The sequence below is a fragment of the Ruegeria sp. BHSA162 genome, from assembly GCF_059613385.1.
In genome coordinates this window covers 78,033-104,116 of record NZ_JBXWSK010000002.1, presented here as the reverse complement: position 1 = coordinate 104,116, position 26,084 = coordinate 78,033, and the positions used below count along the sequence as shown (strand labels likewise).

General features: G+C 60.1%; 26 protein-coding genes and 1 tRNA gene. 21 read left to right on the top strand and 6 right to left on the bottom strand.

Features of this window, described 5'->3' with window-relative positions; all coding sequences use genetic code 11:
• Nucleotides 1-26 precede the first annotated feature (26 nt).
• From AC2FM5_RS01320 to rpoD, 3 genes are all read left to right on the top strand, one after another.
• Nucleotides 27-323, top strand: a complete 297-nt coding sequence (locus AC2FM5_RS01320) for a hypothetical protein (RefSeq protein WP_170598149.1) — start codon at nucleotides 27-29, stop codon at nucleotides 321-323.
• A gap of 80 nt (nucleotides 324-403) precedes the next feature.
• Nucleotides 404-2,356 (top strand): DNA primase, encoded by a 1,953-nt coding sequence (gene dnaG, locus AC2FM5_RS01315; protein WP_496733454.1) that lies wholly within the window; start codon nucleotides 404-406, stop codon nucleotides 2,354-2,356.
• Between the two features lie 114 nt (nucleotides 2,357-2,470).
• Nucleotides 2,471-4,459 carry an RNA polymerase sigma factor RpoD gene (rpoD, locus tag AC2FM5_RS01310; RefSeq protein WP_496733452.1) on the top strand — a complete coding sequence of 663 codons (1,989 nt, stop codon included), beginning with the start codon at nucleotides 2,471-2,473 and terminating at the stop codon, nucleotides 4,457-4,459.
• Between the two features lie 187 nt (nucleotides 4,460-4,646).
• Here rpoD and AC2FM5_RS01305 read toward each other — a convergent pair whose 3' ends face one another.
• On the bottom strand, nucleotides 4,647-5,666 hold the full coding sequence (locus AC2FM5_RS01305) for a helix-turn-helix domain-containing protein (RefSeq protein WP_170371281.1): 1,020 nt from the start codon (nucleotides 5,664-5,666) through the stop codon (nucleotides 4,647-4,649).
• A 412-nt stretch (nucleotides 5,667-6,078) separates the two neighbouring features.
• On the opposite strand from AC2FM5_RS01305, the gene AC2FM5_RS01300 reads away from it, so the two are divergent.
• The 4 genes from AC2FM5_RS01300 to ribD all read left to right on the top strand — a co-directional run bounded on the left by AC2FM5_RS01300 (nucleotide 6,079) and on the right by ribD (nucleotide 8,604).
• Nucleotides 6,079-6,480 (top strand): hypothetical protein, encoded by a 402-nt coding sequence (locus AC2FM5_RS01300; RefSeq protein WP_170363710.1) that lies wholly within the window; start codon nucleotides 6,079-6,081, stop codon nucleotides 6,478-6,480.
• Nucleotides 6,481-6,502: 22 nt separating this feature from the next.
• Complete coding sequence (locus AC2FM5_RS01295) at nucleotides 6,503-6,916, top strand: secondary thiamine-phosphate synthase enzyme YjbQ (protein WP_496733449.1); 414 nt, start codon at nucleotides 6,503-6,505, stop codon at nucleotides 6,914-6,916.
• 120 nt (nucleotides 6,917-7,036) lie between these two features.
• Nucleotides 7,037-7,507, top strand: coding sequence for a transcriptional regulator NrdR (nrdR, locus tag AC2FM5_RS01290; RefSeq protein ID WP_039534475.1), 471 nt, complete (start codon nucleotides 7,037-7,039; stop codon nucleotides 7,505-7,507).
• Entirely contained in the window at nucleotides 7,504-8,604 is a 1,101-nt protein-coding gene (gene ribD, locus AC2FM5_RS01285) for a bifunctional diaminohydroxyphosphoribosylaminopyrimidine deaminase/5-amino-6-(5-phosphoribosylamino)uracil reductase RibD (protein WP_170371275.1), read from the top strand. The genes nrdR and ribD overlap by 4 nt, the downstream gene beginning before the upstream one ends.
• A 9-nt stretch (nucleotides 8,605-8,613) precedes the next feature.
• On the opposite strand, the gene AC2FM5_RS01280 is transcribed toward ribD, so the two are convergent.
• The 3 genes from AC2FM5_RS01280 to AC2FM5_RS01270 all read right to left on the bottom strand — a co-directional run bounded on the left by AC2FM5_RS01280 (nucleotide 8,614) and on the right by AC2FM5_RS01270 (nucleotide 13,142).
• Nucleotides 8,614-10,614, bottom strand: a complete 2,001-nt coding sequence (locus tag AC2FM5_RS01280) for a capsule polysaccharide biogenesis protein (RefSeq protein WP_496733446.1) — start codon at nucleotides 10,612-10,614, stop codon at nucleotides 8,614-8,616.
• Between the two features lie 3 nt (nucleotides 10,615-10,617).
• Complete coding sequence (locus AC2FM5_RS01275; protein ID WP_496733444.1) at nucleotides 10,618-11,751, bottom strand: polysaccharide biosynthesis/export family protein; 1,134 nt, start codon at nucleotides 11,749-11,751, stop codon at nucleotides 10,618-10,620.
• 92 nt (nucleotides 11,752-11,843) lie between these two features.
• A complete protein-coding gene (locus AC2FM5_RS01270; protein ID WP_496733442.1) occupies nucleotides 11,844-13,142 on the bottom strand; it encodes a capsule polysaccharide biogenesis protein in 1,299 nt (432 codons plus the stop codon).
• 152 nt (nucleotides 13,143-13,294) lie between these two features.
• Between AC2FM5_RS01270 and AC2FM5_RS01265 the strand changes: the two genes are divergently transcribed.
• From AC2FM5_RS01265 to AC2FM5_RS01245, 5 genes are all read left to right on the top strand, one after another.
• Complete coding sequence (locus AC2FM5_RS01265; protein WP_170419313.1) at nucleotides 13,295-13,882, top strand: riboflavin synthase; 588 nt, start codon at nucleotides 13,295-13,297, stop codon at nucleotides 13,880-13,882.
• Nucleotides 13,883-13,998: 116 nt separating this feature from the next.
• Nucleotides 13,999-15,120, top strand: a complete 1,122-nt coding sequence (gene ribB, locus AC2FM5_RS01260; RefSeq protein WP_496733440.1) for a 3,4-dihydroxy-2-butanone-4-phosphate synthase — start codon at nucleotides 13,999-14,001, stop codon at nucleotides 15,118-15,120.
• A gap of 2 nt (nucleotides 15,121-15,122) precedes the next feature.
• Complete coding sequence (locus AC2FM5_RS01255; protein WP_170442378.1) at nucleotides 15,123-15,674, top strand: 6,7-dimethyl-8-ribityllumazine synthase; 552 nt, start codon at nucleotides 15,123-15,125, stop codon at nucleotides 15,672-15,674.
• A complete protein-coding gene (gene nusB, locus AC2FM5_RS01250) occupies nucleotides 15,671-16,153 on the top strand; it encodes a transcription antitermination factor NusB (protein ID WP_149776798.1) in 483 nt (160 codons plus the stop codon). Before AC2FM5_RS01255 ends, nusB begins: the two co-directional genes overlap by 4 nt.
• Before the next feature lie 67 nt (nucleotides 16,154-16,220).
• Nucleotides 16,221-16,517 (top strand): hypothetical protein, encoded by a 297-nt coding sequence (locus AC2FM5_RS01245; protein WP_170339706.1) that lies wholly within the window; start codon nucleotides 16,221-16,223, stop codon nucleotides 16,515-16,517.
• 141 nt (nucleotides 16,518-16,658) lie between these two features.
• On the opposite strand, the gene AC2FM5_RS01240 is transcribed toward AC2FM5_RS01245, so the two are convergent.
• The gene (locus AC2FM5_RS01240; protein WP_496733437.1) at nucleotides 16,659-17,192 is read right to left on the bottom strand and encodes a hypothetical protein; all 534 of its coding nucleotides are present in this window, start codon (nucleotides 17,190-17,192) and stop codon (nucleotides 16,659-16,661) included.
• On the opposite strand from AC2FM5_RS01240, the gene AC2FM5_RS01235 reads away from it, so the two are divergent.
• Nucleotides 17,163-17,984 carry a PIG-L deacetylase family protein gene (locus AC2FM5_RS01235; protein ID WP_496733435.1) on the top strand — a complete coding sequence of 274 codons (822 nt, stop codon included), beginning with the start codon at nucleotides 17,163-17,165 and terminating at the stop codon, nucleotides 17,982-17,984. The two genes, AC2FM5_RS01240 and AC2FM5_RS01235, sit on opposite strands and share 30 nt — an antisense overlap.
• Nucleotides 17,985-18,333: 349 nt before the next feature.
• Nucleotides 18,334-18,765 (top strand): MmcB family DNA repair protein, encoded by a 432-nt coding sequence (locus AC2FM5_RS01230; protein WP_170528252.1) that lies wholly within the window; start codon nucleotides 18,334-18,336, stop codon nucleotides 18,763-18,765.
• A 2-nt stretch (nucleotides 18,766-18,767) separates the two neighbouring features.
• Here AC2FM5_RS01230 and AC2FM5_RS01225 read toward each other — a convergent pair whose 3' ends face one another.
• Complete coding sequence (locus AC2FM5_RS01225; protein WP_093961768.1) at nucleotides 18,768-18,956, bottom strand: DUF6324 family protein; 189 nt, start codon at nucleotides 18,954-18,956, stop codon at nucleotides 18,768-18,770.
• Nucleotides 18,957-19,026: 70 nt separating this feature from the next.
• Here AC2FM5_RS01225 and AC2FM5_RS01220 point away from each other — a divergent pair, with 70 nt between their 5' ends.
• The 7 genes from AC2FM5_RS01220 (at nucleotide 19,027) to AC2FM5_RS01190 (ending at nucleotide 26,074) form a co-directional block, all read left to right on the top strand.
• Complete coding sequence (locus AC2FM5_RS01220) at nucleotides 19,027-19,518, top strand: GNAT family N-acetyltransferase (RefSeq protein ID WP_496733432.1); 492 nt, start codon at nucleotides 19,027-19,029, stop codon at nucleotides 19,516-19,518.
• Between the two features lie 47 nt (nucleotides 19,519-19,565).
• A tRNA-His gene (locus tag AC2FM5_RS01215) sits at nucleotides 19,566-19,642 on the top strand.
• Between the two features lie 364 nt (nucleotides 19,643-20,006).
• On the top strand, nucleotides 20,007-20,990 hold the full coding sequence (locus AC2FM5_RS01210; RefSeq protein ID WP_170445391.1) for a glycosyltransferase family 2 protein: 984 nt from the start codon (nucleotides 20,007-20,009) through the stop codon (nucleotides 20,988-20,990).
• 5 nt (nucleotides 20,991-20,995) lie between these two features.
• Nucleotides 20,996-21,931: a hypothetical protein gene (locus AC2FM5_RS01205; RefSeq protein ID WP_496733430.1), complete on the top strand. Its 936-nt coding sequence runs from the start codon at nucleotides 20,996-20,998 to the stop codon at nucleotides 21,929-21,931.
• The gene (locus tag AC2FM5_RS01200; RefSeq protein WP_496733428.1) at nucleotides 21,928-23,922 is read left to right on the top strand and encodes a hypothetical protein; all 1,995 of its coding nucleotides are present in this window, start codon (nucleotides 21,928-21,930) and stop codon (nucleotides 23,920-23,922) included. Before AC2FM5_RS01205 ends, AC2FM5_RS01200 begins: the two co-directional genes overlap by 4 nt.
• 164 nt (nucleotides 23,923-24,086) lie before the next feature.
• Nucleotides 24,087-25,091, top strand: coding sequence for a glycosyltransferase family 2 protein (locus AC2FM5_RS01195; protein WP_496733426.1), 1,005 nt, complete (start codon nucleotides 24,087-24,089; stop codon nucleotides 25,089-25,091).
• A complete protein-coding gene (locus tag AC2FM5_RS01190; protein WP_496733424.1) occupies nucleotides 25,091-26,074 on the top strand; it encodes a hypothetical protein in 984 nt (327 codons plus the stop codon). The genes AC2FM5_RS01195 and AC2FM5_RS01190 overlap by 1 nt, the downstream gene beginning before the upstream one ends.
• Nucleotides 26,075-26,084: the final 10 nt, after the last annotated feature.

Here is a 26,084-nt window from a genome sequence, read left to right as displayed (position 1 = left end):
CAAAGAACTGATTCCAAGGGGACCTTATGCTGCGCATCGCACTTGCCGCCATTCTGCTTGCCACACCGCTGGCTGCCGCTGAAACCAAGGAGCAAAGCTGCCGCTATCAAGCAGACGTTGTGGCGGCGGTTCAAAAAGCCCGTCTTGATCGTGTGAAAGAAAGGGATGTTCCTGAAGCGGTGGCCGAGGCCGGCCCGACCTGGCCCGAGAACTACAACGCCGCGATCCCGTTGATCACCCCATGGGTCTACGAGCAGAAGATGCGCGACATCCGCAAAAAAGACCTTGGCGCCGCCTGGATGGAGCTGTGCCTGCAGCAGTAATCCACAGCGCCGCGAATTGGCTGTGGACAAAGGCCTGCCGCGCCCTTGGCGGGCGGCCCGGTTTCTGCCATGTATGAAGCATGTCATTGCCCCCTGGATTTCTGGATGAGCTACGCACCCGTCTGAGCCTGTCTCAGGTCGTCGGGCGCAAGGTCATGTGGGACAACCGCAAGTCCAATCCGGGCAAGGGCGACATGTGGGCACCATGCCCGTTCCATCACGAAAAAACCGCCTCGTTCCATGTGGATGACCAAAAGGGGTTCTATTACTGCTTCGGGTGCCATGCCAAAGGCGACGCGATCAGCTTTGTGAAGGAAACCGAGAACGTCTCGTTCATCGAGGCGGTCGAGATCCTGGCGCGCGAAGCCGGATTGCCGATGCCCGCGCGCGACCCAAAGGCGCAGGAAAAGCAGGACCATCGGGCGCAATTGGCCGATGTCATGGAGCAGGCGGTACAGTTCTTTCGCCTGCAACTCAAGACCGGGGCAGGGGCCGAGGCGCGCGCCTATCTGGACCGCCGCGGTCTGGACGCTCAGGCGTTGGACCGCTGGGAAATCGGGTTTGCGCCCGACGGCTGGCAGGCGTTGTGGGACCATCTGCGCGGCAAGAACGTGGCCGAGGACCTGATCCTGGGCGCCGGTCTGGCCAAGCCGTCGAGCAAGGGCAAAAAGCCCTATGACACCTTCCGCAACCGCATCATGTTCCCGATCCGCGATCCACGCGGCCGGTGCATCGCTTTCGGCGGGCGGGCGATGGACCCGAATGACAACGCCAAATATCTGAACTCGCCCGAAACCGCGCTGTTTGACAAGGGGCGAAGCCTCTACAACCACGGACCAGCCCGTCAGGCGGCGGGCAAGGGGCAACCGCTGATCGTGGCCGAGGGCTATATGGATGTGATCGCCCTGTCTGAGGCAGGCTTCGGCGCCGCCGTCGCGCCGCTGGGCACCGCGATCACAGAACACCAGTTGCACATGCTGTGGCGTATCGCCGATGAGCCGATCATCGCGCTGGATGGCGACACGGCAGGCCTGCGCGCGGCGATGCGGGCCATCGACCTGGCGCTGCCCCTGCTGGTGGCCGGCAAGTCTCTGCGGTTTGCCCTGATGCCCGAGGGCAAGGACCCCGACGATCTGCTGCGCGCCGAAGGCCCGGCGGCGGTTCAGGCGGTGCTGGACGCGGCCATTCCGATGGTCAGGCTTCTGTGGCGGCGCGAGACCGAGGGCAAGGTGTTCGACAGCCCCGAGCGCAAGGCGGCCCTCGACAAGGCGCTGCGCGAAAAGATCCAACTGATCCGCGATCCCTCGATCCGGTCGCATTACGGGCAGGAAATCAAGGATCTCCGCTGGCAACTCTTCCGCCCGCAGCGGCAAGGGGCAGGGGCTCGAAACTGGCAGCCGAAAGGCAAATGGCAACCGCCAAAACCGTCGGCAACGCCCGATGCGCGGGCCTCGTTCCTTGCGTCCTCGGAGAATGCGGATATCCAACTGCGTGAAGCGGCAATCCTTGCGATTGCAATCCTGAACCCCGAGGTGGTCGTGCAATTCGAGCACCAACTGGAAGAGATGGAATGCCTGAACCCCGATCACGCGGCCCTGCGCGATGCGATCCTGCGGCACGCGATCGACGATCCCGACAACCTCAAAGAGCACATTGTTCAGTCTTTGGGGCCGGCCCCTCTTGAAAACCTGCTGGCCCTTCGCCATGTCGCTGTAATCCCCTGTGTGCACAAACCGGGCGACGTCGAAAAGGCACAGATGACTCTGGCCGAGGAACTCGCAAAAATCAAAGCGCTCCGGGGGCTGGATGCCGAGATTGCCGAAGCCGAAGAGGAGTTGTCCGATCTGGCGGACGAAGCGTTGACGTTCCGGTTGGCCCAGGCCGCCGAAGAACGCAACCGCGCAAGCCGCAGCCAGAACGAGGACAGGGCCATTTTCGACATTGCTGACAACGGGGCGCGAATCAATCGTGACGAGAAAGACGCGTTTCAGGCGATCATGTCCGGCATCAAGTTCGAGCGGAAACGCCGCTGAAGTGGTGTTTTCATAAAGCACTGGAAAAGAAAAACGGGTAAACGGGTGGCCGAATCACTTCTACGCGCTAATGATTCGGTTCCATCGAATCACCCATCCCTGCAGGAGCACTGAATGGCCGCCAAGGATACCAACGAGGAACGGAAGTCCGACGACCAGGAACAGGAAATCTCGCTGGACATGAGCCAGGCCCAGGTCAAGAAGATGATCGCCGAGGCTCGCGAGAAAGGCTACATCACTTACGATCAGCTCAACCAGGTCCTGCCGCCGGATCAGGTCAGTTCGGAACAGATCGAGGACGTGATGTCGATGCTGTCCGAGATGGGCATCAACATCATCGAAGACGAAGAGGCCGAAGAGGAAGAGCAGAAGGGCTCGACCGATCTGGTCACCGCCGACAGCAACCGTGAGGTTGCGCTGGCCGGTGCGCAAACCGAAAAGCTGGACCGGACCGATGACCCGGTGCGCATGTATCTGCGCGAGATGGGGTCGGTAGAACTGCTGAGCCGCGAGGGCGAAATCGCCATCGCGAAACGGATCGAAGCCGGTCGCAATACCATGATCCTCGGGCTTTGCGAAAGCCCGCTGACCTTCCAGGCGATCTCGATCTGGCATGACGAACTGTTGTCCGAGGACATCCTGCTGCGCGATGTCATCGATCTGGAAGCGACGTTCGGCAATCAGATGGACGAGGATGGCGACGTAGAAGAGCCGGTGGTGGATACTTCGGCTGTCACGGCCGCCAAGCCCGCCAAGGACACGGGTCCCGAACTGGATGCTGACGGCAACCCGATTGCCAACGACGATGACGATGATGAAGACGATCAGGCGAACATGTCTTTGGCCGCGATGGAAGCGGCACTGAAAGATCAGGTTCTGACTCAGCTTGAGCGGATCTCGACGGATTTCGCAAAGCTCTCGGAGATGCAGGACAGCCGGATATCGGCAACTCTGAACGAGGATGGGTCGTTCAGCGACAAGGATGAGCAGACCTATCAAAAGCTGCGCGCCGAGATCGTTGAACTGGTGAATGGCCTGCATCTGCACAACAACCGGATCGAAGCCCTGATCGATCAGTTGTACGGCATCAACAAAAGGGTGATGTCGCTGGACAGCGCCATGGTGAAGCTGGCCGACCAGGCCCGCATCAACCGCCGTGAGTTCATTGACGAGTATCGCGGTCGTGAACTTGATCCCAACTGGCTGTCCGACATGGCCCAAAAGCCGGGTCGCGGCTGGCAGATGTTCATCGAACGCTCGTCCGACAAGGTCGAAGAACTGCGCAACGACATGGCGCAGATCGGTCAGTATGTCGGTCTGGACATCAGCGAATTCCGCCGCATCGTGCAGCAGGTCCAGAAAGGCGAGAAAGAGGCGCGTCAGGCCAAGAAGGAAATGGTCGAGGCCAACCTGCGCCTGGTGATCTCGATCGCCAAGAAATACACCAACCGTGGCCTGCAATTCCTTGATCTCATTCAGGAAGGCAACATCGGCCTGATGAAGGCGGTGGACAAGTTCGAATACCGCCGTGGCTACAAGTTCTCGACCTATGCGACCTGGTGGATCCGTCAGGCGATCACGCGCTCGATCGCGGATCAGGCGCGCACCATCCGTATTCCGGTGCACATGATCGAGACGATCAACAAGCTGGTGCGGACCGGCCGCCAGATGCTGCACGAGATCGGCCGCGAGCCGACGCCGGAAGAACTGGCCGAAAAGCTGCAGATGCCGCTGGAAAAGGTCCGCAAGGTGATGAAGATCGCCAAGGAGCCGATTTCTCTGGAAACCCCGATCGGGGACGAGGAAGACAGCCAGCTGGGTGATTTCATCGAGGACAAGAATGCCGTGCTGCCGCTGGACAGCGCCATTCAGGAAAACCTCAAGGAAACCACCACGCGTGTACTGGCCTCGCTCACCCCGCGCGAGGAGCGGGTTCTGCGGATGCGTTTCGGCATCGGCATGAACACCGACCACACGCTGGAAGAGGTTGGTCAGCAGTTCAGCGTGACGCGCGAACGTATCCGGCAGATCGAAGCCAAGGCCCTGCGCAAGCTGAAACATCCCAGCCGAAGCCGAAAGCTGCGGTCCTTCCTGGATCAGTGATCAAAAAGGCGCCTCGACCGAGGCGCCTTTTTTCATTTGAGCTGCGGTTTGGTTCACGACGGCCAAACGTGAATTCAGTTTGGCGGGAATTCGCAAGTGGTCAGAGCTTTCGCGGACCATATCGCTTGTGTCCACTCATGGGACAGGTCGGGGCGAGGCGGCAACGCTGATGACCCCCGGCCGCTTGTCAGGCAAGCATTCTGCGCCGGGACTTATCCTTGTACGCGCTGGGAGATTGCCCGGTCCAGCGTTTGAAGGCAGTCGAAAACGCCGCCTGGTCTGCGTAGCCAAGGCTGTACGAGATCTCAGATAGGCTCATGTCGTTCTTCAGAAACGTTCTGGCGAGGTCACAGCGCAGGTCGTCGACAATTTCGCGAAAGCTGGTGCCTTCCTCGGTCAGGCGCCGACCGAATGTCCGCGGGCTCATGCCCAGATCCTTGGCGACCTGTTCGGCGCGGGCGATGGCCCCGGGAAGCGATTGGGTGATCCGCCCTTCGACCCGCGACCGCAATGTCTGTTTTTCGTCACTGTTTTCACGCAGAAGACGGTCACCATATTCCATCAGGTGCTGTCGCAAGCTGGGGTCGTAGGTCGGGACAGGCACGTCGAGCGTTGATTGCGGCAAAATGATCTCGAGCTTTTCCGCGCCAAACACCACCGGGAATTTGCCGAGTTTGGAATAGTCTTCCTCTCGCGCGCCGACCTTGTGCTGAAACCGTAGTTCGATCGGTTGGATCGGGATCCCCGTCAGAGCACGCAGGCGGGCAATGCAGGCAAACATGAGGAACTCGGTTCGCCGGTGGTACCGCGAAAAGCTTGGGTCCTTCCACCTGGCCTCGATGGTTGCCGAATTTCCGGACTCATGCAGCCTCACGGCGATGGCCGGATCAATCAGCCGGTGGAAGTGGTTGGCGTTCTCCAGTACCTGCCGGAGATCCCGGGAATACTTGCTGATATAAGCGGTCAGGCTAGAAGTTGCGCTGAACTGCAAGCCCGTTCGCGCGCCGAACAGGATGTCGTTGAGTTCATCGCAAGCGTGGCGGGCAAACAAGGCCTCGCTATGGGCACTGTACAACTTTGCAGGCGGCGCGAGGTCTTGCGCACTCAGCCCGCTTTTGGCGAGGACTCGAACGACCGTATCAGTATTCCCTGCCTGATCCTGCAACGCGGACGCCAGCAGCTGAATTCTGGCGATATCGACTTGCATGCCACGCTCCGGAACCCACTGAATTGGCCGGATTATGTAGCGAATTTTGTCATTTGCATAGTTTTTGTGAGGTGACCGTTTCCACACAGGGTCAGACACGGCGCACTTACGTGCACCGGAAATGGCTTCAGATCACAAAGACGTGGCCGGGCAAAGAAAGACTCGATGGTACGGCCGTCATAGATCAGCCGCGTGCCGGGTCAGTCCCGTGGGGATCGGGCAGAGCCGAAGGATTTGGTCACACCAACCTATCTGTGGCTCCCCGGCACACATTGAATGCATGTCCCAGTTCCCCGGACGCAAGGCACCGCTCGCGTGCGCACTGTTCCTGAAATCATCGTGAACGACGCTGTTCTGGGCTTGGTGAAAAACTAGGCTATGATGCGTGTCGAAATCAGGGAAGATATTTGCAATGAAACATATTCTGACATGCGCCGCGTTGGCGGCAATGGTTGCAGCCGCTCCGGTCGAGACTGACGCCGCCCCGAACGGGTACCGGACCGAGCCGATGAACAGCACCGATTTTGAGGTCATCCCCCGCGCCCGGCAGGACGTTGATGGGTATTGGTGCGCGGCGGCGGATTTTGCTCGGCGCAAACTGGGGGCCGGCTGGCAGCAGCGGATTTACGTTTTGCGCGGCTACGGGCCCAGTGTGACAACCGGGCGTCGGACCGCCGTGCAGTTTTCGATCAAACCGCCGACAGGCGGCGTGCCACAGCAACCCAGCGTAGTGGTTTCTGGATTTCAACCGGGCTACAGCATGTCGGTCCAAGGTGCGAATGCCCGGTGCAACGTGCGCCCATTCTTCAACTGACGCAAACAGGGCCACCCGGTTGATGCAGGCCGAATTCACCATCGAAACCCGAGGGCAGGGGCTGTACGAGTTCACCTCCGACATCCGTGACTGGCTGTCCTCAAGTGGGGCCGACGGATTGCTGACGCTGTTCGTCCGCCACACATCCTGTTCACTCTTGATACAGGAAAACGCGGATCCCGAGGTTCAGGCGGACCTGCAGGTATTTTTCTCGCGGCTGGTTCCGCCCACAGATCATCCGTCGATGTCTTATCTGAAACATACGTATGAAGGGCCCGATGACATGCCGGCCCATATCAAGGCCGTTATGATGCCGGTCTCGCTTTCGATCCCGGTCCGACGTGGGCAACCCGCCTTGGGAACATGGCAGGGTATCTACCTGTTCGAGCACAGGACCGCGCCCCATGTTCGCCGAGTTGCGGCGCATTTTGGGTGACCCTGCATATAGCGGTTGAAATTTCCGACTACCCAAACTCTAGCGGCTGCCCTATAGTTGTGGATAAGTCGGCCACAGCGCTGACAAAAAGAGGCGGAACAAGGGACGAGGAGACGGCGGATGCGCTGCCCGTTTTGCGGAAATATCGATACTCAGGTCAAGGACTCACGTCCGGCAGAAGATCACGTGGCCATCCGCAGGCGTCGGTTCTGCCCCGCATGCGGGGGCCGTTTCACCACCTATGAGCGGGTCCAGTTGCGCGACCTCGTGGTTATCAAGACAAATGGCAAACGCGAGGATTTCGACCGGGACAAACTGGAACGGTCAATCCGAATTTCGATGCAGAAGCGCCCGATTGATCCGGACCGCATCGACCAGATGATATCCGGCATCGTGCGGCGCTTGGAAAGCATGGGTGAGACCGACATTCCGTCCAACAAGATCGGCGAGATCGTCATGGAAGCTCTGGCGCGGATCGACACCGTCGCCTATGTTCGCTTTGCGAGCGTATACAAGAATTTCCAGGCGGCCGATGATTTCGAGGAGTTCGTCCACGAACTGCGCCCGCCGCAGCCATCGACTGACGAGTGACCGAAACAGACAAGCGATACATGGCGCTGGCCCTGTCCTTGGGGCGGCGCGGACAAGGATCTTGCTGGCCCAACCCCGCGGTCGGATGCGTTCTGGTGAAAAACGGCCGGATCGTCGGGCGCGGGTGGACGCAGCCCGGCGGTCGCCCTCATGCGGAAACCGAAGCTCTGGCCCAGGCCTGCGAACAGGCGCGTGGCGCGACCGCTTATGTCTCGCTGGAGCCATGTTCGCATCACGGCAAGACGCCACCTTGTGCTCAGGCTTTGATCGACGCCGGAGTAGCTCGCGTCGTTTCGGCGATCGAGGACAGCGATCCGCGCGTCGCGGGGCAGGGTTTTGCCATGTTGCGCGATGCCGGGATTGAGGTCACGACCGGGGTTCTGAGCGATCAGGCGGCAATGGATCACGCGGGCTTTTTCATGAAGACCGAGCAAGGCCGACCCTTTGTGACGCTGAAACTTGCCAGCAGCTTTGATGGACGGATCGCAACCGAGACCGGGCAGAGCAAGTGGATCACCGGCCCCGAGGCCCGCCGGGCGGTGCATGCCATGCGTGCGCGGCACGATGCGGTGATGGTCGGCGCGGGCACCGCGCGGGCCGACGATCCTTCGCTGACGGTTCGTGATCTGGGTATCGACCGGCAACCCGTGCGTGTCGTGGTTTCACGTCACCTTGAATTGCCTTTGCTCAGCCAGTTGGCCCGAACTGCTTCTGATATTCCCGTTTGGCTGTGCCATGGCCCGTCGCCCGACCCCGAGCGTGCCGCGGCGTGGCAGGGACTGGGCGCGCGGCTGATATCCTGCGCGTTGCAGGATCACCGGATCGATGCTGCTGATATGCTCCACCAATTGGGGCAGGCCGGTCTGACCCGGGTGTTCTGCGAGGGGGGCTCAGCATTGGCTGCGTCCCTGCTGGCAAATGATCTGGTCGACGAGTTGGTCGGTTTCAGCGCGGGCTTGGCCATCGGGGCCGAAGGCTTGCCTGCCATTGGCGCCATGGGGCTTGAGGAACTGGGCGACGCGCCTCGCTTTGCGCTGGTGGAAACCCGGGACTTGGGTGGCGATGTTCTGCATGTCTGGCGCAGGCCGGTCCGCTAGCGGCGAGCCCTAGCGCCACAGGTTCGCATGTGTCGCAAAAGCCCCCTGAAGCTTGGCCAGCAGCCGGATTGCCGGCCCAGCAGGTGCAATCGGGCCATGCGTCAAACGGTCTGCGACAACCTCCGCCGGGCAGGTATCGCGAGTGACTGGATCGAAATATCGTGGATAGTCGATGAGCGTGGCGTAGGCCAGGCTCAGCACCGTTGGTCGCGCGCCTCGTCGGGCCGGGACCGATCCGAGGTCGGTCGTCAGACCCCAGCCGGCGTAGAACGGGGCCCCAAGCGTAGTGACCTTTATCCCGCGCAACAAAGCCTCGAACCCAAGCAGTGAGGTCATTGTCCAGACCTCATGGACCTCTGGCAGAACCAGTGCCGGGTCGACCTCGTGGAGGACGACATCGGCCAAACCCTGGGCGTCTATTCGACCGTCCCGAAGCCCGGCCTCAACATCCGGATGCGGTTTGTAGATCAGAACTGCGTCGGGATTGGCCGCGCGAACGGTGCTCAGCAACTCGAGATTTGTGCGGACCGTGCTGGTGCCCAACCGGATCGAGGCGTCGTCCTCTACCTGGCCAGGTACAAGAATCCGGTGCCCGTCGGGCAAGGGAGGGCAACTGCCGCCCGTATTGTATTTGCTTAGCCCCGCCGCGGTGAGTTGCGTCACCAGGCGGCGTATCCGTATCTCCTGATCGGGTCGCAACTCTTCGCGAGCGGTGATCAGTTCTTCCAGACGGCTGGGTCGGGTGGGGTCGTAGTAAATTCCAAGGTCGTCGGTCACCAGCGAAAGCGGCGGCACAAGGTTGGCCCCCAACCCGCGCGAGCGCAGAAAACCGTCTTCGACGCGGACCACATCTTCGGCTTCCAGATCACGATTGGCCCAGACCATATGCGGCCTGTCGGACGCCGAAGGCGGTTCCGGCACGAAACGGACTTTTTTCCACTTCCCGAAGGTTTGCTGAATATGCCTGCGTTTCCACAGGCGCATTCCAGACGCTGTCCAGCCGTGCCTGTCCTGTCGCCAGGCGCGGCTCTGGGCCTCAAGCGTATCCAGCACCGTTTCAAGCTCACACAGCTGGTCGCGATAGGGATCGTACCACGTCGGGTACAGTATCATGGCGGCAGCGAATAGTTGAGCGCGGGTCAGATTGCGCTGCCGGCGCGGCAGAGGCATCTCGTCCTGCGTCAGACCCCACCCGGCATAGAAGGGTTGCCCAAAAACCCTAGGTTTGTGACCGGCCAGAATGGCCTCAAACCCCAGTTGCGAAGACAGGGTATAGACGCCAATCGCGCCTTCCAGCAACGACCAGGGGCTGATCTGATCCGCCAACAGGGAGACGCGGTCAGTTTCGTCATCCGCCGAGAAAAAACCGCGCCGATGACCCTGCAGTGTTTCCGGGTGGGTCTTGATGATCACACGCGCGCCGGGGTTTTCCTCTTGGGCCATGATCAGCATTTCGAGAAACTGCGCGGGGTCGCCCCGGCTTGCCGTAACCGCCGCGTCGCCCTGTATCTGATCGACAACCAATACATAGCCCGGATCCGGGGGCGCGATATCCGGGTCGCATGCCGAATACTTGCTCAGATGCGATTCCTTCAGCCGTGCGATCGCGCCGCGCGCCCGATCCAGCAGGGCGGTGTCATCCAGCGGGTGCGTGGCCAGCAGAGTTTCGAGGTCCGACGGCTGTGACGGATCGAAATGCATCGCACGTCGTTCCAGAAGCAGGCCCAGTGGCGGCTCGTGATCGCGCCCCGGCAGCAGGGATCGAAGGAATGCATCCTCGACCCGCAACAGCGGGATATCCCGGTCCTTTGCTACTCGGGTTCCGCGGTGCGCGGTCCGGCTTTCACCCCAGATGCCCACCATGTCGCCTGAACGCGGAAGCCCAACGCGAATGTCGAATCCCGCGAGCGACAGGATGCGTCTGACCCTGCGTTGGGTCAGAAACCCGCCATTGTAGACATACAGGCGCGTTCGATCCTCGGCGTCCGCAGTGTCGGCGCCGGGTTTCATGCCTCAGTTTCCGGTCAGCGTGGCGACGTTTGCAACGGGTGTCAGACCACCGGCAATCAGCGAAATCGACTTGGTCCACTGTGCATACGGGGCTTCGGTCACGTAAATCGTGTCGTCGTCGCGGATCACGAAATCACGTGCCACAAACAAACCGTTGGGCGCCGTGAGGTTCAGCAGGTAGATCACGCGTTGTTCGCCCTGAAGGTTCGGCTGGCCCAGCACTTTTCGTGCGATATCTTCACGCTCGTCCCTCAGAACGAATATACCGGTGGGATCTGAGGACAGCGACTGCAAGCCGCCGACCTGCGCCAGCGCTTCCAGCGCGGACAGATCCTGACTGTCGAAGGCGACCCGGGATTGCCCACCCGTGGCCCCCAGCGCGATATACGACCGGGTGTCCTGTTCGACCAGGATGCGATCACCGCCGCGCAGTGCGATGTCGGTTTCAGGATTGCGGAACAGATCGTCATACCACACGGTGCCACGCTGATTGCCGCGGATCACCGTGACCAGCGCAATATCCGGGGCGACCGCCACGCCGCCGGCCCTGGCAAGCATCGTCGAAAGCGTGCGGGTCGGGCGCTCGATCGGGTAGATGCCAGAGGCGCCGATCGTACCGGTTACCGAGACCGTCGCACCGTCACCCGCCACGCGGCGGATCTGAACCTGCGGATCAGGCGTCTGCTCGCGCAGCTTTTCCGCAATCAGCGAGCGTAGCTGCTCGGGCGTGTTGCCCGAGGCGCGCAAGCGGCCGGCATAGGGCACGAAAATAAAGCCTTCGCTGTCGACCTGAACCTCATCGAGATTGGTCGATGGGCCGGTTTCACCAGCCAGCAGACCGTCGTCGACGTTTTCCCAGATGGTCAGGCCAAGCACGTCGCCGGGACGAATGGTGTCGGATGTTACGCTTTGTGCTGACCGGAAGGAAGGGGGAAAGCCAAACTGTGGAACCGCAGAGGTGACGTGGGCCACCCGGTCATCAACTTCGACCACGTGGGCGTTGCCGCCATTGACTGTCGAGCCCGCCAGAATTTCGGTTTTGTTCGGCCCTGCCTTGGGCAGTTGGCACGCTGTCAGTAGGCCAATGGCTGCAACAAGGGACAACCCTCGTATCCATCGAGTAGGGAAACGCTGCACTGCCGAAATACCTCGAGTTCCGTATGTAGTCTTTTGGTTTGCGGTCAAACTAGCGGTTTCATACTTCAAGTTCCAGCCAGCCAAGCACCGTGTCATTCAACGATTTTCAACTGTGGCGTGATGGTCGCGATTCCGGTCAGCGCGGCCTGATAAGGGTCACGAGCCTGCAACATCATGTCCGCAACCCGCCGCAGCAATTGGCGCCGTCCGCCGCGCGAGTAATACCCGCCCGGCACCTGGCTGGTTTCCAACAGGAATTGGCGGTATGCCCGATAGGCTTCCGTGTCCGGTTTTTGCGGGTGCCTGAAAAATTCGTCAATCGGTTGATGCGAGACCAGTTCAGGCTTGTCGTAGACCGACTTGCCGAAGATACGCAGAGGGATGCCGCGCCACAGAGCCTGCTGTCCGGCGGTGGAGTTGATGGTCAGGGCCGAGCTCGCGTGATCCAGAAGGCGCGCCAGCTTTCCCCCTGGCACGTAATGCACGCGATCCGAAATGCCCAGTTCGCGCGCAAGTGCTTGGACGCGTCTTCTTAGCGGCTCGCGCTGGTTCTCAAGGGGATGTTCCTTAATGACCAGGCGGTGGTGGGACGGAGCGCCCTTGGCGAACCCCTCCATCACCGGGGTGATGAAATCGGCCATGCATGAAAAGTCTGAATGCGCCTGGACCGAACTGTCGTGCCCCAGTTGCAGCAGCACCAGATGATAGGGGAACCCGCCGCGCCTTACGCGCCAGGTGGAGAGAACGCGCTGCAGTCGATGGATCGGCATGAGCGCCAAACGTTTGAAATACAGTTTGAATTCCTTTGAGACAGGCACTTCTCGGTGCGGGCGGAAATTACGGTACCCACGGTTCGCACACAGAACGAACCAGTGGTACAGTGCGCCGTAGAAAATGTGTTGCCGCATATCCCCCCAATGTGACGGGGGTGGGGGCGTTTTGGCGCCCGAGCTTTGCAACGCTTGCTGCATCTGGGCGATTTCCAGATCCATCAGGCGAGAATGTCCGTTTGACCCATTGCGTTCATAGGTGACCCACCAAGGTCGAAGGTACCCTTCCTCGAACACATGAACACGGATGCCGTGGCTTCGCGCCGTACGGATCGCGTCGGCGTGCACCGGGCGAACATCGCCATAAAGCACGATGTCGGTTACACCGCGCGACAGGATGATGTTCGTCAGGCTTTCCGGCCAGTTTTCTAGTCCGCCGCGATAGGGGATATAGCTGGCGCGATCGAACCAAAAGGCCTGGTCCCCGGCGTTGAACCCGACACGCCACACCTGCGCGCCAGCCGCGCGCAACATGCGACCCAGGCCGCTGAAGAACGGCCCATGCGGCCCCTGCAGAAACAGGAATACGCGACTGTCGGAGTTGTCCTTCGGTTGCCTCATGCCAGATGCTCGAATTCTGGTTGCCCGTGTTTTATTGAACAAACTATGCCTTTTTGCGGCCAGCCGGGCAAGGCAGGGCTTGCTCCGCCCGCCACTTGGCCTTACCTCGGCGTGGATTGCATGGCACAGCTTAGGCGCAGAGGGTTAACGGAATGTTTACTGGGATCGTCACCGATATCGGCACAATTATCGAGTTGGAGCAGCAGGGCGATCTGCGTGCACGCATCCGGACAGGCTATGAAACATCCGGCATAGATATTGGTGCGTCGATCGCCAGCGACGGGGTTTGCCTGACCGTCATCGCGCTGGGTGATGACTGGTACGATGTTCAGATCAGCGCCGAGACCGTTTCCAAAACCAATCTGGACGGCTGGAAGGTGGGCTCAAGGGTCAACCTTGAACGGGCCTTGAAGGTGGGTGACGAATTGGGTGGCCATATCGTATCGGGACACGTGGATGGCGTCGCAGAGATCGTCGCCATGGCCGAAGAAGGTGACAGCACCCGCGTGACCCTGCGCGCGCCCAACGATTTGGCGCGCTTCATCGCGCCAAAGGGCTCGGTTGCTCTGAACGGCACTTCGCTTACGGTCAACGATGTCGACGGGTGCGATTTCGGGATAAACTTCATTCCTCATACCAAAGAGGTGACGACCTGGGGCGCGGCCAAGGTCGGAGATCGGGTCAATCTGGAAATCGACACGCTGGCCCGGTACGTGGCCCGTCTGGCCGAGGTTTCGTGATCGCCAGCGAGGAAATTGCGTCGCGTTAGGTACGGCCCACTTCGTTTGCGGACTGGCCTTTGCGCGCGCGCTGGTCTATCCCGCGATGCAACACCTGCTCTGTGAAAGGCTGCCCCATGAGCTTTGAAACACCCGGACCGGTCGAGGCCCAGCTGCGCGACGCGATCAGCCCGATCGAAGAGATCATCGAAGAGGCGCGCCAAGGCCGGATGTATATCCTGGTTGATCACGAGGATCGCGAGAACGAAGGTGACCTGGTGATCCCGGCGGAATTCGCCGATGCCGGAGCGATCAATTTCATGGCCACCCATGGCCGCGGGCTGATCTGCCTGCCGATGACGGCCGAGCGGATCGACCGTCTGGGCCTGCCGATGATGGCCGTGAACAACTCGTCGCGGCACGAAACCGCCTTTACCGTTTCGATCGAGGCGCGCGAAGGCGTCAGCACCGGGATCTCGGCCGCCGACCGGGCGCTGACCATCGCCACCGCGATCAACGAGCAGAACACCATGGCGCATCTGGCCACGCCGGGGCATGTCTTTCCGCTGCGCGCCAAGCGGGGCGGGGTGCTTGTACGCGCCGGCCACACCGAGGCCGCCGTGGACATTTCGCGCCTGGCCGGGCTGAACCCCTCGGGCGTGATCTGCGAGATCATGAAGCCCGACGGCACCATGGCACGACTGCCCGATCTGGTCGAATTCGCCAAGGAGCATGGGCTGAAGATCGGCACAATCAGCGACCTGATCTCGTACCGCGCGCGCCACGACAATCTTGTGGTCGAGACCGCGCGCCGGATGGTCACGTCGGAATATGGCGGCGAGTGGGAGATGCGGATCTTCACCGATCAGACCCACGGGATCGAACATGTGGTGATGATCAAGGGCGACATCAGCACGCCCGAGCCCGTCCTGACCCGCACCCATGCGTTGCACGAGGCCTCGGACATTCTGGGCCTTGGTCCGAAGTCGCCGCAGGAACTGCCGCGCGCGATGGAAAAGATCGCCGCCGAGGGGCGTGGCGTGGTCTGCCTGTTCCGCAACCCGCGCAACTCGTTGTACGCGGCCGAGGACGAAGGCCCGCGCACCATCAAGCAAACCGGTCTGGGCGCGCAGATCCTGTCCAAGATGGGCATCAAGGAACTGGTGCTGCTGACCGACTCGCCGCAGACGAAATACCTGGGTCTGGACGCCTTTGGCCTGTCCATCGTCGGGACCCGCTCGATTCTCAAGGATGACTGAGCATGGCTGAGCAAGACAAACACGGCGTTCTGCCGACTCCGAAATTCGATGACCCGGTCAAGCTGCTGATCGTCGTGGCCCCGTTCTATCGCGCCATCGCCGACGAGCTGGTTCGCGGCGCCAAGGCCGAGATCGAGGCCGCCGGCGGCAGTTGCGAGGTGGTCGAGGTGCCCGGCGCGCTCGAGATCCCGACCGCGATTGCCATGGCCGACCGCCAGTGCAACTTTGACGGCTATGTGGCGCTGGGCTGCGTGATCCGGGGCGAGACCACGCATTACGAAACCGTCTGCAACGATTCCAGCCGGGCGATCCAGCTGCTGGGCCTGCAGGGGCTGTGCATCGGCAACGGCATCCTGACGGTTGAAAATGACGCGCAGGCCGAAGTGCGCGCAAATCCGGAAAAGATGAACAAAGGTGGCGGCGCGGCGGCTGCGGCCTTGCATCTGATCGCGCTCAGACGTAAGTGGGGCGCTTCGAAAAAGGGCGTCGGATTCAAGCCGCCGTCCGAGTCCATCCTCGTGGCGGGCGACAGCAACGGATCAACGACAGCATGACCCAGACAGACACGCCGAAACCGGCAAACCGGAAACGCCTGATGAAATCCGCCGCGCGGCTGTATGCCGTGCAGGCGCTGTTCCAGATGGAGCAGTCGGGCCAGACGACCGAGCAGGTGGTCAACGAGTTTCTGGATCACCGGTTCGGCGCGGTCTACGAGGGCGACGAGATGTTGGAAGGCGACAGCACGCTGTTTCGCAAGCTGGTGGATGATGCTGTGAACTATCAGGCGCCGATCGACCAGATGACCGACCGTGCGCTGGTGGCCAAGTGGCCGATCTCGCGCATCGACCCGACCCTGCGGGCACTGTTCCGCGCGGCCGGCGCCGAGCTGAGCCAGAGCGACACGCCGCCCAAGGTGGTCATCACCGAATTCGTCGACGTGGCGCGTGCCTTCTTCCCCGAAGGAAAAGAGCCGAAATTCGTCAACGCGGTACTGGATCACATGGCTCGCGAGGCCAAGCCCGAGGCGTTCTGACGCGCCACGGGCGATTTTACCCGGCATGAAATTGCGCTAGACTCCTGTCGTGTGAAGGAGGTGCGTCATGCCGAAACTGATCCGTCTTTACATCACCCAGGTCGCGCTCGGCTTTGTGATCTCGGCTGTGTTTGTCGCGGTGCTGCTGCTTTTGAACGTGGCCAACCTGCGTCACCTCATCACCGGGTCCGACATTGGCTTTATCGCGCTGATCATGATCTGGTTCATGAACGGGATCGTCTTTGCAGGCGTCCAATTCGCCTATGCGATCATGAGCATGGCCGAAAAGCCCAAAGGCCCGCGTGGAGGCACGCCGGTCGCGGTCAAGTTGGAACCCGTGCGCGTTGAAGCGCGCCGGTCGTGACAGGTGGTTCCTGGCGCTTGCAATTGGTCTGCCCCTGACATTTGATGCGCAAGCGTATCGTATTGTCCATGAAAGACCGTTTCCTTGACCAAGCCAAGTTATGAAGACGTCATCAATTCGCCGGCGTTTCTGGATGATCTGTCAAGTTTGAATCAGGCGATTACGGACGGGCTGAAACAAGCAGGCGAGCCAGTCGCGATCAATGGAAACGTGTGCTATGCACACATGCAAGAAAACTTTCACAAATCCGACCTCGCGCCATCGATGGAGCCGAAACGGCGTACTCTTCACCGGCTGGCACAGGAAAGCAATTGCTTTGCCGAGGTCGGAGTGGCGGGCGGCCACGCGGGTCTGTTGGCGCTGCACTCGAACCCCGGTTTGAAGTATATCGGCATCGACCTTGGGCAGCGTTTGCGCGCCTCGTGGCCGCCGGTCGACATCTACGTGCCGATCGCATTCCGATGGTTCGAAAACCGTTTCCCGGATCGCGTGAAGTTCTACCTCAGGCCAGCGATCGAAGGGCTTGAGCATGCGGTTCAGGATCGGCCGTTCGGCCCGATCGACCTGTTGCACTTGGATGCGCAGAAGAACAGAAGGGTCGCCGAGCTGGATGCGGTCTGGTCTGGCCTGGCTGACAGATGCTACTTGATTCAGGGAGACAACCGAAACGGCCATGTGCAGACAAGCTCGGCCCGTTTGGTCCAGCAAGGGCGCGCGCGGCCGGTCAACCTGATTGGACCGGAAACCCTGCACAGCGCGAATTTCGGCCTTTTGGAGACTGGTCCGGGCGTGGCGCGCAACGCACTCAGCCTGGACGGGCTTGCCCATCAGCGCATTCTCGTGTGCGTGTGCCATCAGGATGATGAAACGCTGTTTGCCGGCTCACTCCTGGCGCACCTCAAGGGACGTGCCGAAGTTGTCGTTGCAAGCTTCTTCCGGCCTGCGTCCAACCGTCGAGACACCGATACGCGCGAGGCCGCGATGCACCAGGCGTGCGACATGATTGGGGCCACCCGGGTGCAACTGCCCTTTGCGGTCGAAAGTGATTACCCGAGGCTGCGCCGATTTATTCGCATGCCAACCGGCGATGGCATGCCAGAACCTGAAATCGTCCGGCCATTGCGCCGCCATCCGTTGTTTGGGCTGTTATCCGGATCCGCCTATGCGTTGATGAAGCAGTTCACGCCGACAACCGTCATCACTCACAATCGAGTTGGCGAATACGGGCATATCGAACACGTGCTGTTGCATCATGCGGTCAAGCAGGCATCTGCACGGTACACGGACGCCCAGATGTTGACGTTTGGATTGAACCTGCCAACGGCAGATTTGACTGTGCCAAGTCTGCCGGATCAAAAAAACAGGATGTTTGACTGCTATATGCCGCAATGGAACGGGCGCAGGCTTTATGATTTTGCTCTGGATGACGAAACCTTCGCACGGGTCGATCTGCAAGAAATCCCCTGATCGGAAGGCGGCGGGACCACCAGGCAACCGTGCGGTTTTGATTCCCGAGGACCTGTATGTACAGGTGGGCGCCAGGTAAACGGGCCAGGACCCGAACAGAGCCAGCTCCCTCGGAATTGCTTAAGGCCACCGGAATGCTACCAGTCACGAGAAGGGCAGAACCCGCCAAGGGCGTAAGTAGGGTGCAACACTGAGTTTCACAAGGGGCTTGCACAACAGTTTTTGGTCTGGGTCGTGAGGAAGCAGATTGTGGGGGCAAATCCTGGGCATGGGGGCCGGGTAAAATCCGGGATGATGATCAACCCCTGCCAACTTGACAATTTGTTCACTAATTGTTCACACTCTGCGCATGACAGTTGAACTTCAGCCCGGACAAAGACTGGCCAGGGGTGTTTCTAGACACCTTGTGACGCACGGCTTTGTTTCGATTGAGGAATTCGTCCCGACCCGCGGGTTGCGCGTTGACGTCATGGGGTTGGGGCCAAAGGGCGAGCTTTGGGTGATCGAGTGCAAGTCCAGCCGGGCGGACTATATGTCTGATTCGAAGTGGCAGGGTTATCTGGATTGGTGCGACCGCTTCTTCTGGGCGGTGGACACGGACTTTCCCACCGAACTGCTGCCCGCTGAAACCGGGCTTATCATTGCGGATGCTTATGACGCCGAGATCATACGCATGTCCCCCGAGACCAGGTTGGCCGGGGCAAGACGCAAAAAGATGATCCAGAAATTTGCCATGGACGCCGCGCGGCGGTTGCATGGCCTGCGTGATCCGCGGCTTTGACTTCAGCCTTTGACGGCGCGTGCGGCTTGTGCTGCGGCGCGGATCTCGTCGGCGATTTCCTCGGCTTCTTCCGGGTCGAAATCCATGGGGATTTCCAGCTCGCCCGCCTCGATGAACAGGCGTACCATTCCATGGTCGGTCGGACCGATCTGAAGGTTCGCTTCGATGTCACGTTCGGTATTGATGCCCATTCTCGCCTCCGGGGACTGAGCGTTTCTGCTAGCCTGCAACGCAATGGGAATCAAGCGGAGTGTGTGGCCGATGCTGCAAGGGGACAATGCTGAGATCCGGCCGTTTCGCGAAGATGACCGCGATTGGCTGGTCGAGCGCCACGGAACACTTTACGCGCGGGATGAAGGATTTGACGAGAGCTTCGCTCCGCTGGTGGCCCGTATTCTGGACGAATTTGTCGCCGGGCATGATCCCCAACGCGAGAGGGGATGGATCGTTGAAAGTGACGGAAAGCGCCTTGGTAGTATTTTCTGTGTCGCGCAGGATGAAACTACCGCCAAACTGCGGCTTTTTTTGCTGGAACCCGACGCGCGGGGCAGGGGACTTGGGGCGCGGCTTTTGATGACATGCATGGATTTTGCACGATCCGCGGGCTATGCGTCGATGGTGTTGTGGACCCACGAAAGCCACAGGGCTGCCTGCAATCTGTACCAAGCGCATGGATGGCGCCTGACCGACAGCAAACCGGTTCATTCCTTCGGCGTCGATCTCATCGAACAAAGCTGGTCAATTCGACTTTAAGGCTCTTGCAATCCCCGAACGCGTTCGTTAAATCGCCCCTCACGAGTGCCGCCTTAGCTCAGTTGGTTAGAGCGCTGGATTGTGGATCCAGAGGTCCCCTGTTCAAGCCAGGGAGGCGGTACCATCTCCCCTCGACAAGACTGCTCGTCCGCCGCTTTTGACGTGCGCTGTTTTTCCGTTAGTAGGGTTGGGATTAACGAGGCCGGTCGCAAGAGATTTGCGGTGCAACTGGCGGAATTAGTTTGGTTTTTACTGGTCCCTTTTACGCCGTAACCCAAAATTCTGGGATTATTTGAGAGGGCAATCGACTCCAGATGGGACCTGTTGTCTGCTTCCGTGGTGCTTAGGGCGCTTGCGTCCGAAGGTCGGTTACACGTGTAGCGGTGCACCAGTGGGCCCAGACATTCCCCCGTACGGAATTCGACCCTCGCAGCATTGGTGCGCTTTGTGTAAGAAGAAGGTCAAAGGCAGTTCGGGAACAGGCGTAAATGTCTCAGACCATTACCGTATTCACGACGATGAAAAACGAAGGCCCCTACATGCTGGAGTGGGTCGCATTTCATCGGACTTTGGGCGTCGATCACTTTGTGATCTTCACCAATGACTGCGAGGACGGTACCGACAGAATTGCACAACGGCTTGAGCAGATGGGTTTGGCCTCCCACGTCCCAAATGCTGTGCCTGAGGGTGGAAACCCCCAGCACCAGATGCTCCGGCGGGCACGGCGACATCCCAAGGTCAAAGAAGCCGATTGGCTGATGTGCCTTGATGTCGATGAGTTTTGGAACATTCGATGCGGCGACAACAGCTTCGCGGCCTTGATTGATGCCGTTGAACAGAAGGCAGGACAATCGGTGGACGCCATTTCGTTCGCATGGCGGTTGTTTGGGACGTCGGGCAATATCAGTTTTGACGACACGCCCGTGACACGGTCATTTTGCATGGCGGATCAGGAGTTTCCCTATCATTCGGGCCGCGCATATGGTCTGAAAACGCTGTTTCGGAACAATGGCAAGTTCACTCGGTTCGGACCGCACAGACCCAAGGGCATTGAAGAGGGCAAAGAGGCCGACGTCGCATGGTCGGACGCGGGCGGAAATCTGTTTCCGGCCGAGAATGTCGGCTGGCGCGCTTGGCGGAATTTCGACCATTCCTTCGGACGGCTCCATCATTATTCCGTTCGATCTCTGGATGGCTTTCTTATCAAGCGGGACCGGGGGCGGACCAACCACGTAAAGGTGGATCAGGGGCAATCCTACTGGTCGGACATGAATGCAAACAAGGTTCAGGACACCTCGATCCAGCCGATCGCCCAGCGTGCAGCACCGTTGCTTGACGAACTCAAATCGGACCCCGAACTGCGCGAATTGCACGAACAGGCCTGCGACTGGCACCGCGCCAAGATAGCCGAGATCAAGATGCGCCCCGATTGGGTGGAATTCCGGTCTTGGCTGGCCGACAATCTGGTGTGACGGCCATGGCGGACGATCTGACCAAAGCGCAGCTGCAACCTGACCACCCGGATCGGAAGACCGGCTATGAACGCATTCTGAACGATCCGCCTCCGCCTTGGTTTGTCGAGATTTACCCCGGCGGGGACGGGACGGGGTTTCTGCAAAAGCTCGACCGCCATTCGGTTCTATTCCACCAGCGTGACCCGGCGCGGCTGGTCATCAGTTTTGACAATATTGCAAATGCCAATGACCTGTCCTTTGCCCGCGAGCCGTGGGGCTGGAAGTTTTTCCGGGACGAGGGGTGGTCCCATCTGGGCGTGATCGCCCGCACAAAGGCATGGTATCGCGACCCCGAAATCATCGGTTATTTCGAGGACAAGGCGCGCGAGGGGTTTTTTGACAAGTTCGATCAGGTCGTGTTTGCCGGGGCGTCCATGGGAGGGTTCGCCGCGTTGACCTTCTCAGCACTGGTGCCGGGTGCGATCGTCATTGCTTTCAATCCTCAGACCACATTGGACGAGCGGCGGGTCCCTTGGGAAACTCGCTATCGATTCGGTCGTGTCCAGGACTGGGATCTGCCGCTGAGTGACGCTGTCGAAACCGTTCAGGCCGCCGCCCGGGCCTATGTGTTTTTCGACCCGTTCTTTGACTTGGACAGGCAACAGGTCACACGGCTGCAGGGCGGCAATGTCGTTCTTCTCAAAACCTGGTTCGCCAACCACTTCGCCGCACCGATGCTGCGGAAACTCAATCTTTTGAAGCCGGTGATGCAGCAGGCGATGCGTGGGACCCTGGAGCCGTCCGAGTACTACAAGATGATGCGTGCCCGACGGAGACTGCCGATCTACATGCGCGGTATTGAAGCCGTGGGCGAAGAACGTCACCCAAAGCTGGTAATGGCCGCCCGCCAGCGGTTCCGGGCCATGCGCCGGGCTATGGCGGCAGGGGACGCGTCATGACGCCCAAACGGGGCGTGTTCATCGGCCAGCGCAAGGACCGCATGGGTGCCCGACTGCTGATGATGCTGACCTGCATACGCCTGGCCGAGGATTTTGACGCGGATTATCGGGTCAACTGGTTTCCACCGGGGGCCGATGCCCCAGAACTGGACAACCCGGAAGAGCTGTTCGATCCCGAATGGATCAAATCTCACTTTCTGGATCAGAAAACCCACGATAGGCTGTCGAAGAATGCGCTGCCGGTCTGGAGCTTTTTGGGCGACGCGACGCCCGATCGGCTGATGGCGCATCTGGCCGCTGGCCGCTCGGTCTTGGTCGAAGAGGGGTTCGAGGTTCTTGCCTTTCCTTGGGAGGATATTGAAGCGATCCGCCCGCGCTACCGCGAGTTCATTCACCGTATCGGGTTCACTCCGCAAATCCGGCACATCATGGAGCTTGCCGATGCAAGGCTCTCGGGGCAGGGCGTTTCTGCCTACCATATCCGGCGCGGTGACATCCTGAACGCGCTGCCCTGGAAGCACACCACCTGGCCGGCAAAGGTCGAGCCGGAAGAACTCTACGATATGCATCTTTCCAAGAGGCTGGACCGGCCCGCGATCATGTTCTCGGACCAGCCCGAGCTGATTGCGCGGTTTCAAAAGCGTTATCCGAACCTGATGCAGATGTCCGACATTGCGGACCTGTCTGGAATGACCCGAGCACAGCGCGACTTTCTCGAGCTTTTTGCCATGTCCCGGGCCGAACAGGTGATCGCTCCGTTCATCTCGGCCTTTTCCATGGCGGCTGCACGGATATCGGGGCAGCAAAGACTGGTATTCCGCGATGTCCTGACCGAGGCCGAATTGGACGAGGCGAACGAAACCGTCATCCGGCGCGTGGCGCAAGGCCCCGAGACTTTTCTGAACCCATCCGAGGCCGCCCATGTCTATGCCAAGGCTGCGCAATATCTGTGCGCCCAGGATCGGTGCCAAGAGGCTTTTGATCTGGGCCAGCCGATCCTCGATGCCGGGGCGGACAACGCTTTTCTGCCCCTGCTGCAGGCGTTGAACGCGTTCTATCTGGGCAAGTGGAAGGAAAGCGAGCAACTGGCCCGGGACGGGTTGGAAAACCCGCATCTTTGGCCCGAAGATCACGCGGTTCTGACCGCATTGCGGGGGGCCATTCTTGGCGCCAGAAAGAAACGCTGGGCTGCCGGGCGTCACTTTGCAAAAGCGTTTTGGGCCAAGCCGTTGCGACCCGATGTTGTGGTTTTGGGTTCGCGCATGCTGTACCGCGACCAACTGCCCGTTCGACTGTTTCCGCCCGTGGATTGGGCCCTGCAGCGCAGGCTGCGCCAACGTCGGTTTCCGCCGTTCAACAACCTGTACCTTGTCCAGCACAAGGTGATCGTGAGGGCGCCCTGCAATTTCGACATGATCCTGCTTGATTGGTCCGATCTTTCCCTGGACCAGCGCGCCAGGCGGCTGCAGGACAGCGGTCCGCGCCTGCAAGCTTTGTGGGCCGGGCTGACTGCGATCGACGACGTGCCGGAACAGGACCCCGCTGTGGAAAGCCTGTCATCGTTGCTGCAATGGCGCATGGGCGAGGTTGCCGTCGAGACGGCAATTGATGCCGCCCGGGACGTGGTTCTGCGGTGCCCCGACAACCCCCTGTACTACAAACGTCTTGCCGAGCTCTATGCGGATGCAGGTGACCGACGTCAGGCGCGATTGACTATGGCCGAGGCGCTGGCTTGTGACCCTGACAGCGCGTTTCTGGTTTTCGCGATGGGGCAACTCTTGGCGCGCATCGGCGCCGAAGAGCAGGCCGAGGCGCAGATCCTGCACGCGGCCGAGCTGGACGACATCACCGCCGCCATTCAAGGGGCCGCGGGTCAGATTTGCCTGAAGCGCGGCGAAAAACAGCGGGCGCAGGTGTTTCTGCAACGGGCCAAGGCGTTGTGTCCAACCTACAAACGTTTTTCCAACCAGCTCAAAAGGGCAGAGGGGTAACATGCGGGCCTTTCACGATATCCAGCACCATTCAGGGTCATCTGTGTGCAAACACGCCCAAGGTTTCGGCTTGGTCATCGCCTGCAATGGAATTATTCTGGCGGGCAAACACTGGTCTTGCGTGCCCGCGTCCGGCCTGCATGGCACCAAAAACTGAGGCAAAAATGGTCGATCAGCCCCCCCGCTTTGTCAGCGTTACCCCGATGAAGAACGAAGGCCCGTTCGTTCTGGAATGGGTCGCGCACAATCAGGCTATTGGCATCGACCAGATGGTCGTGATGACGAATGACTGCACGGACGGGTCGGATGCGCTGCTCGAGCGGCTCGACCAGCGCGGGGTTCTGATCCATGTGGACAACAATTCCCGCCGCGCAACAAGCCCTCAGAAACGCGCGTACAAACGCTTTTTTCAGATGGACATCGCGGGGCCTGAAGACTGGGTGATCGTGATCGACGCCGACGAGCAGATCAATGTAAAGACGGGTGACAACACGCTGAAATCATTGGTTGATGCCGTGCCGGATGCCAAGATGATTTCAATGACCTGGCGGTTGTTCGGCAATGCCGGAGTGGTTCAATACGAAGACAGGTTCCTGTCCGACCAATTCCGCCGTGCTGCCCCCGAGCGCAAACCCAGACCGGCGCAGGCATGGGGATTGAAGACGATGTTCCAGCGGCACTTGTGGGATGTGATCGGTGTTCACCGCCCCAAACGTCCGACGGTCGACCGCATGGAAGACTGCCACTGGTACAATGGTTCGGGCCAGCCAATGCCCGAGCGGTATTTTACAAGCAGTTGGCGGTCGGCGCGGGACTCGGTCGGATATGACCTTGTGCAGCTCAACCACTACGCTCTGAAGTCCTGCGAGAGCTACTTGGTCAAGAAAGTGCGGGGACGGGCTCATCACACGGGCGACAGCCTGGGCTTGGAGTACTGGAACATCATGAACCAGAATGCGGTGGTCGAGACATCGGTCGATGCGATTGCCGCGCGCAAGCGGGACTGTTTCGACGACCTGATGTCGGACCCCGAAACGGCCCGGCTGCACCGCCAGTCCTGCGAATTGCACCGCAAACAGATATCGGAACTGCTGGGCACGTCCGAGATGCAGGAGTTGATGCATCAGATGACCGCGCAGGCCGACGCCGTTACACGAGGCGCAACCTGATGCTGTGGTTGCATTTGGGGATGCCGAAGACAGGGACGACGGCTTTGCAGTCCTATCTGCGCAACAATGCGTCGGCCTTGTCGGATTCCGGGCTCAGATACATGGAGGCCGGACGTCGCAGACCGGAAGGGGACGATCGCCCCAAGGTCAGCCATAATCTGTTGGCGTTCCACATGAACCAGTCCGCAGAACCAATGGACAAGTACCGTGAGGCCGTTGCGCGCGAGTACGAAGCACATGGCAGCAAGGCCTGCCTGATGTCGTCGGAAATGTTCTATTCGGCCGATCTGGAACGGCTTGCGCAGCTCTTCACCGAAATACCCGCACGCGAAATGCGTGTGGTATTCTATTGCCGCCGCTACTCCGATTTCTTTGAGGCGGATTACAAGCAGCGGGCCAAAAATGGCCGTTTGCCAGCGGACGGTTCAGCCTTGATTCGGGACCGGCTGGCGAAAATCAAGGCCGAGCCTCACTCGGTTTCTTTTTCCGGCGCGGTTTCCCGAATCCGCAACGCGTTCCCGGGTGTCACGGTTGTGCCGGCACTCTATGACCGCGAGGAAATGTTGAATGGCAATATCGTCGATGACTTCCTGAACAGACTGGGCGTGTCGCGACCCGGAGGGGAGGTTGCCAGTGAGCCTGCCAATCCAACACTGTCCCGCGCTGCAAGTGAAGCCTTTGGCGTCGTCACGCGAGCCATCGGGCGCAAGCGCAGCCGCCAACTGCGTCGCCAAGTACCCAAAGAACCCATCATGTTCCGGCACCATGACGTTCTGGAACCCGAGGAACGGGCATGGCTTGATACCTACTTGACCGAAGCCGACGAAGGATTTCGGGCTGAGTTCTTTCCCGACCGGGACACTCTGTTCAAACCGGTCTGGCTGAGCCCGGACGAAGTCAGGTTTCGTCGTGATGCGCCGGACGAGATCGTTGCGTTCAAGCAGGCTGCAGAAATCGTGTTCAGAATGGCCTTGGGTGAATAGGCTGGCGGCG

What these genes read in the sequence shown, in the direction of transcription:
- AC2FM5_RS01300 (WP_170363710.1), top strand. Translation starts at nt 6,079, where the DNA reads ATGAAACATATTCTGACATGCGCCGCGTTGGCGGCAATGGTTGCAGCC.
- AC2FM5_RS01320 (WP_170598149.1), top strand. Translation starts at nt 27, where the DNA reads ATGCTGCGCATCGCACTTGCCGCCATTCTGCTTGCCACACCGCTGGCT.
- AC2FM5_RS01190 (WP_496733424.1), top strand. Translation starts at nt 25,091, where the DNA reads ATGCTGTGGTTGCATTTGGGGATGCCGAAGACAGGGACGACGGCTTTG.
- dnaG (WP_496733454.1), top strand. Translation starts at nt 404, where the DNA reads ATGTCATTGCCCCCTGGATTTCTGGATGAGCTACGCACCCGTCTGAGC.
- AC2FM5_RS01230 (WP_170528252.1), top strand. Translation starts at nt 18,334, where the DNA reads ATGACAGTTGAACTTCAGCCCGGACAAAGACTGGCCAGGGGTGTTTCT.
- AC2FM5_RS01195 (WP_496733426.1), top strand. Translation starts at nt 24,087, where the DNA reads ATGGTCGATCAGCCCCCCCGCTTTGTCAGCGTTACCCCGATGAAGAAC.
- AC2FM5_RS01305 (WP_170371281.1), bottom strand. Translation starts at nt 5,666, where the DNA reads ATGCAAGTCGATATCGCCAGAATTCAGCTGCTGGCGTCCGCGTTGCAG.
- AC2FM5_RS01220 (WP_496733432.1), top strand. Translation starts at nt 19,027, where the DNA reads ATGCTGCAAGGGGACAATGCTGAGATCCGGCCGTTTCGCGAAGATGAC.
- AC2FM5_RS01280 (WP_496733446.1), bottom strand. Translation starts at nt 10,614, where the DNA reads ATGAAACCCGGCGCCGACACTGCGGACGCCGAGGATCGAACGCGCCTG.
- AC2FM5_RS01265 (WP_170419313.1), top strand. Translation starts at nt 13,295, where the DNA reads ATGTTTACTGGGATCGTCACCGATATCGGCACAATTATCGAGTTGGAG.
- AC2FM5_RS01295 (WP_496733449.1), top strand. Translation starts at nt 6,503, where the DNA reads ATGCAGGCCGAATTCACCATCGAAACCCGAGGGCAGGGGCTGTACGAG.
- ribB (WP_496733440.1), top strand. Translation starts at nt 13,999, where the DNA reads ATGAGCTTTGAAACACCCGGACCGGTCGAGGCCCAGCTGCGCGACGCG.
- AC2FM5_RS01225 (WP_093961768.1), bottom strand. Translation starts at nt 18,956, where the DNA reads ATGGGCATCAATACCGAACGTGACATCGAAGCGAACCTTCAGATCGGT.
- AC2FM5_RS01245 (WP_170339706.1), top strand. Translation starts at nt 16,221, where the DNA reads ATGCCGAAACTGATCCGTCTTTACATCACCCAGGTCGCGCTCGGCTTT.
- AC2FM5_RS01240 (WP_496733437.1), bottom strand. Translation starts at nt 17,192, where the DNA reads ATGGCCGTTTCGGTTGTCTCCCTGAATCAAGTAGCATCTGTCAGCCAG.
- nusB (WP_149776798.1), top strand. Translation starts at nt 15,671, where the DNA reads ATGACCCAGACAGACACGCCGAAACCGGCAAACCGGAAACGCCTGATG.
- AC2FM5_RS01255 (WP_170442378.1), top strand. Translation starts at nt 15,123, where the DNA reads ATGGCTGAGCAAGACAAACACGGCGTTCTGCCGACTCCGAAATTCGAT.
- nrdR (WP_039534475.1), top strand. Translation starts at nt 7,037, where the DNA reads ATGCGCTGCCCGTTTTGCGGAAATATCGATACTCAGGTCAAGGACTCA.
- AC2FM5_RS01210 (WP_170445391.1), top strand. Translation starts at nt 20,007, where the DNA reads ATGTCTCAGACCATTACCGTATTCACGACGATGAAAAACGAAGGCCCC.
- AC2FM5_RS01270 (WP_496733442.1), bottom strand. Translation starts at nt 13,142, where the DNA reads ATGAGGCAACCGAAGGACAACTCCGACAGTCGCGTATTCCTGTTTCTG.
- AC2FM5_RS01200 (WP_496733428.1), top strand. Translation starts at nt 21,928, where the DNA reads ATGACGCCCAAACGGGGCGTGTTCATCGGCCAGCGCAAGGACCGCATG.
- rpoD (WP_496733452.1), top strand. Translation starts at nt 2,471, where the DNA reads ATGGCCGCCAAGGATACCAACGAGGAACGGAAGTCCGACGACCAGGAA.
- AC2FM5_RS01205 (WP_496733430.1), top strand. Translation starts at nt 20,996, where the DNA reads ATGGCGGACGATCTGACCAAAGCGCAGCTGCAACCTGACCACCCGGAT.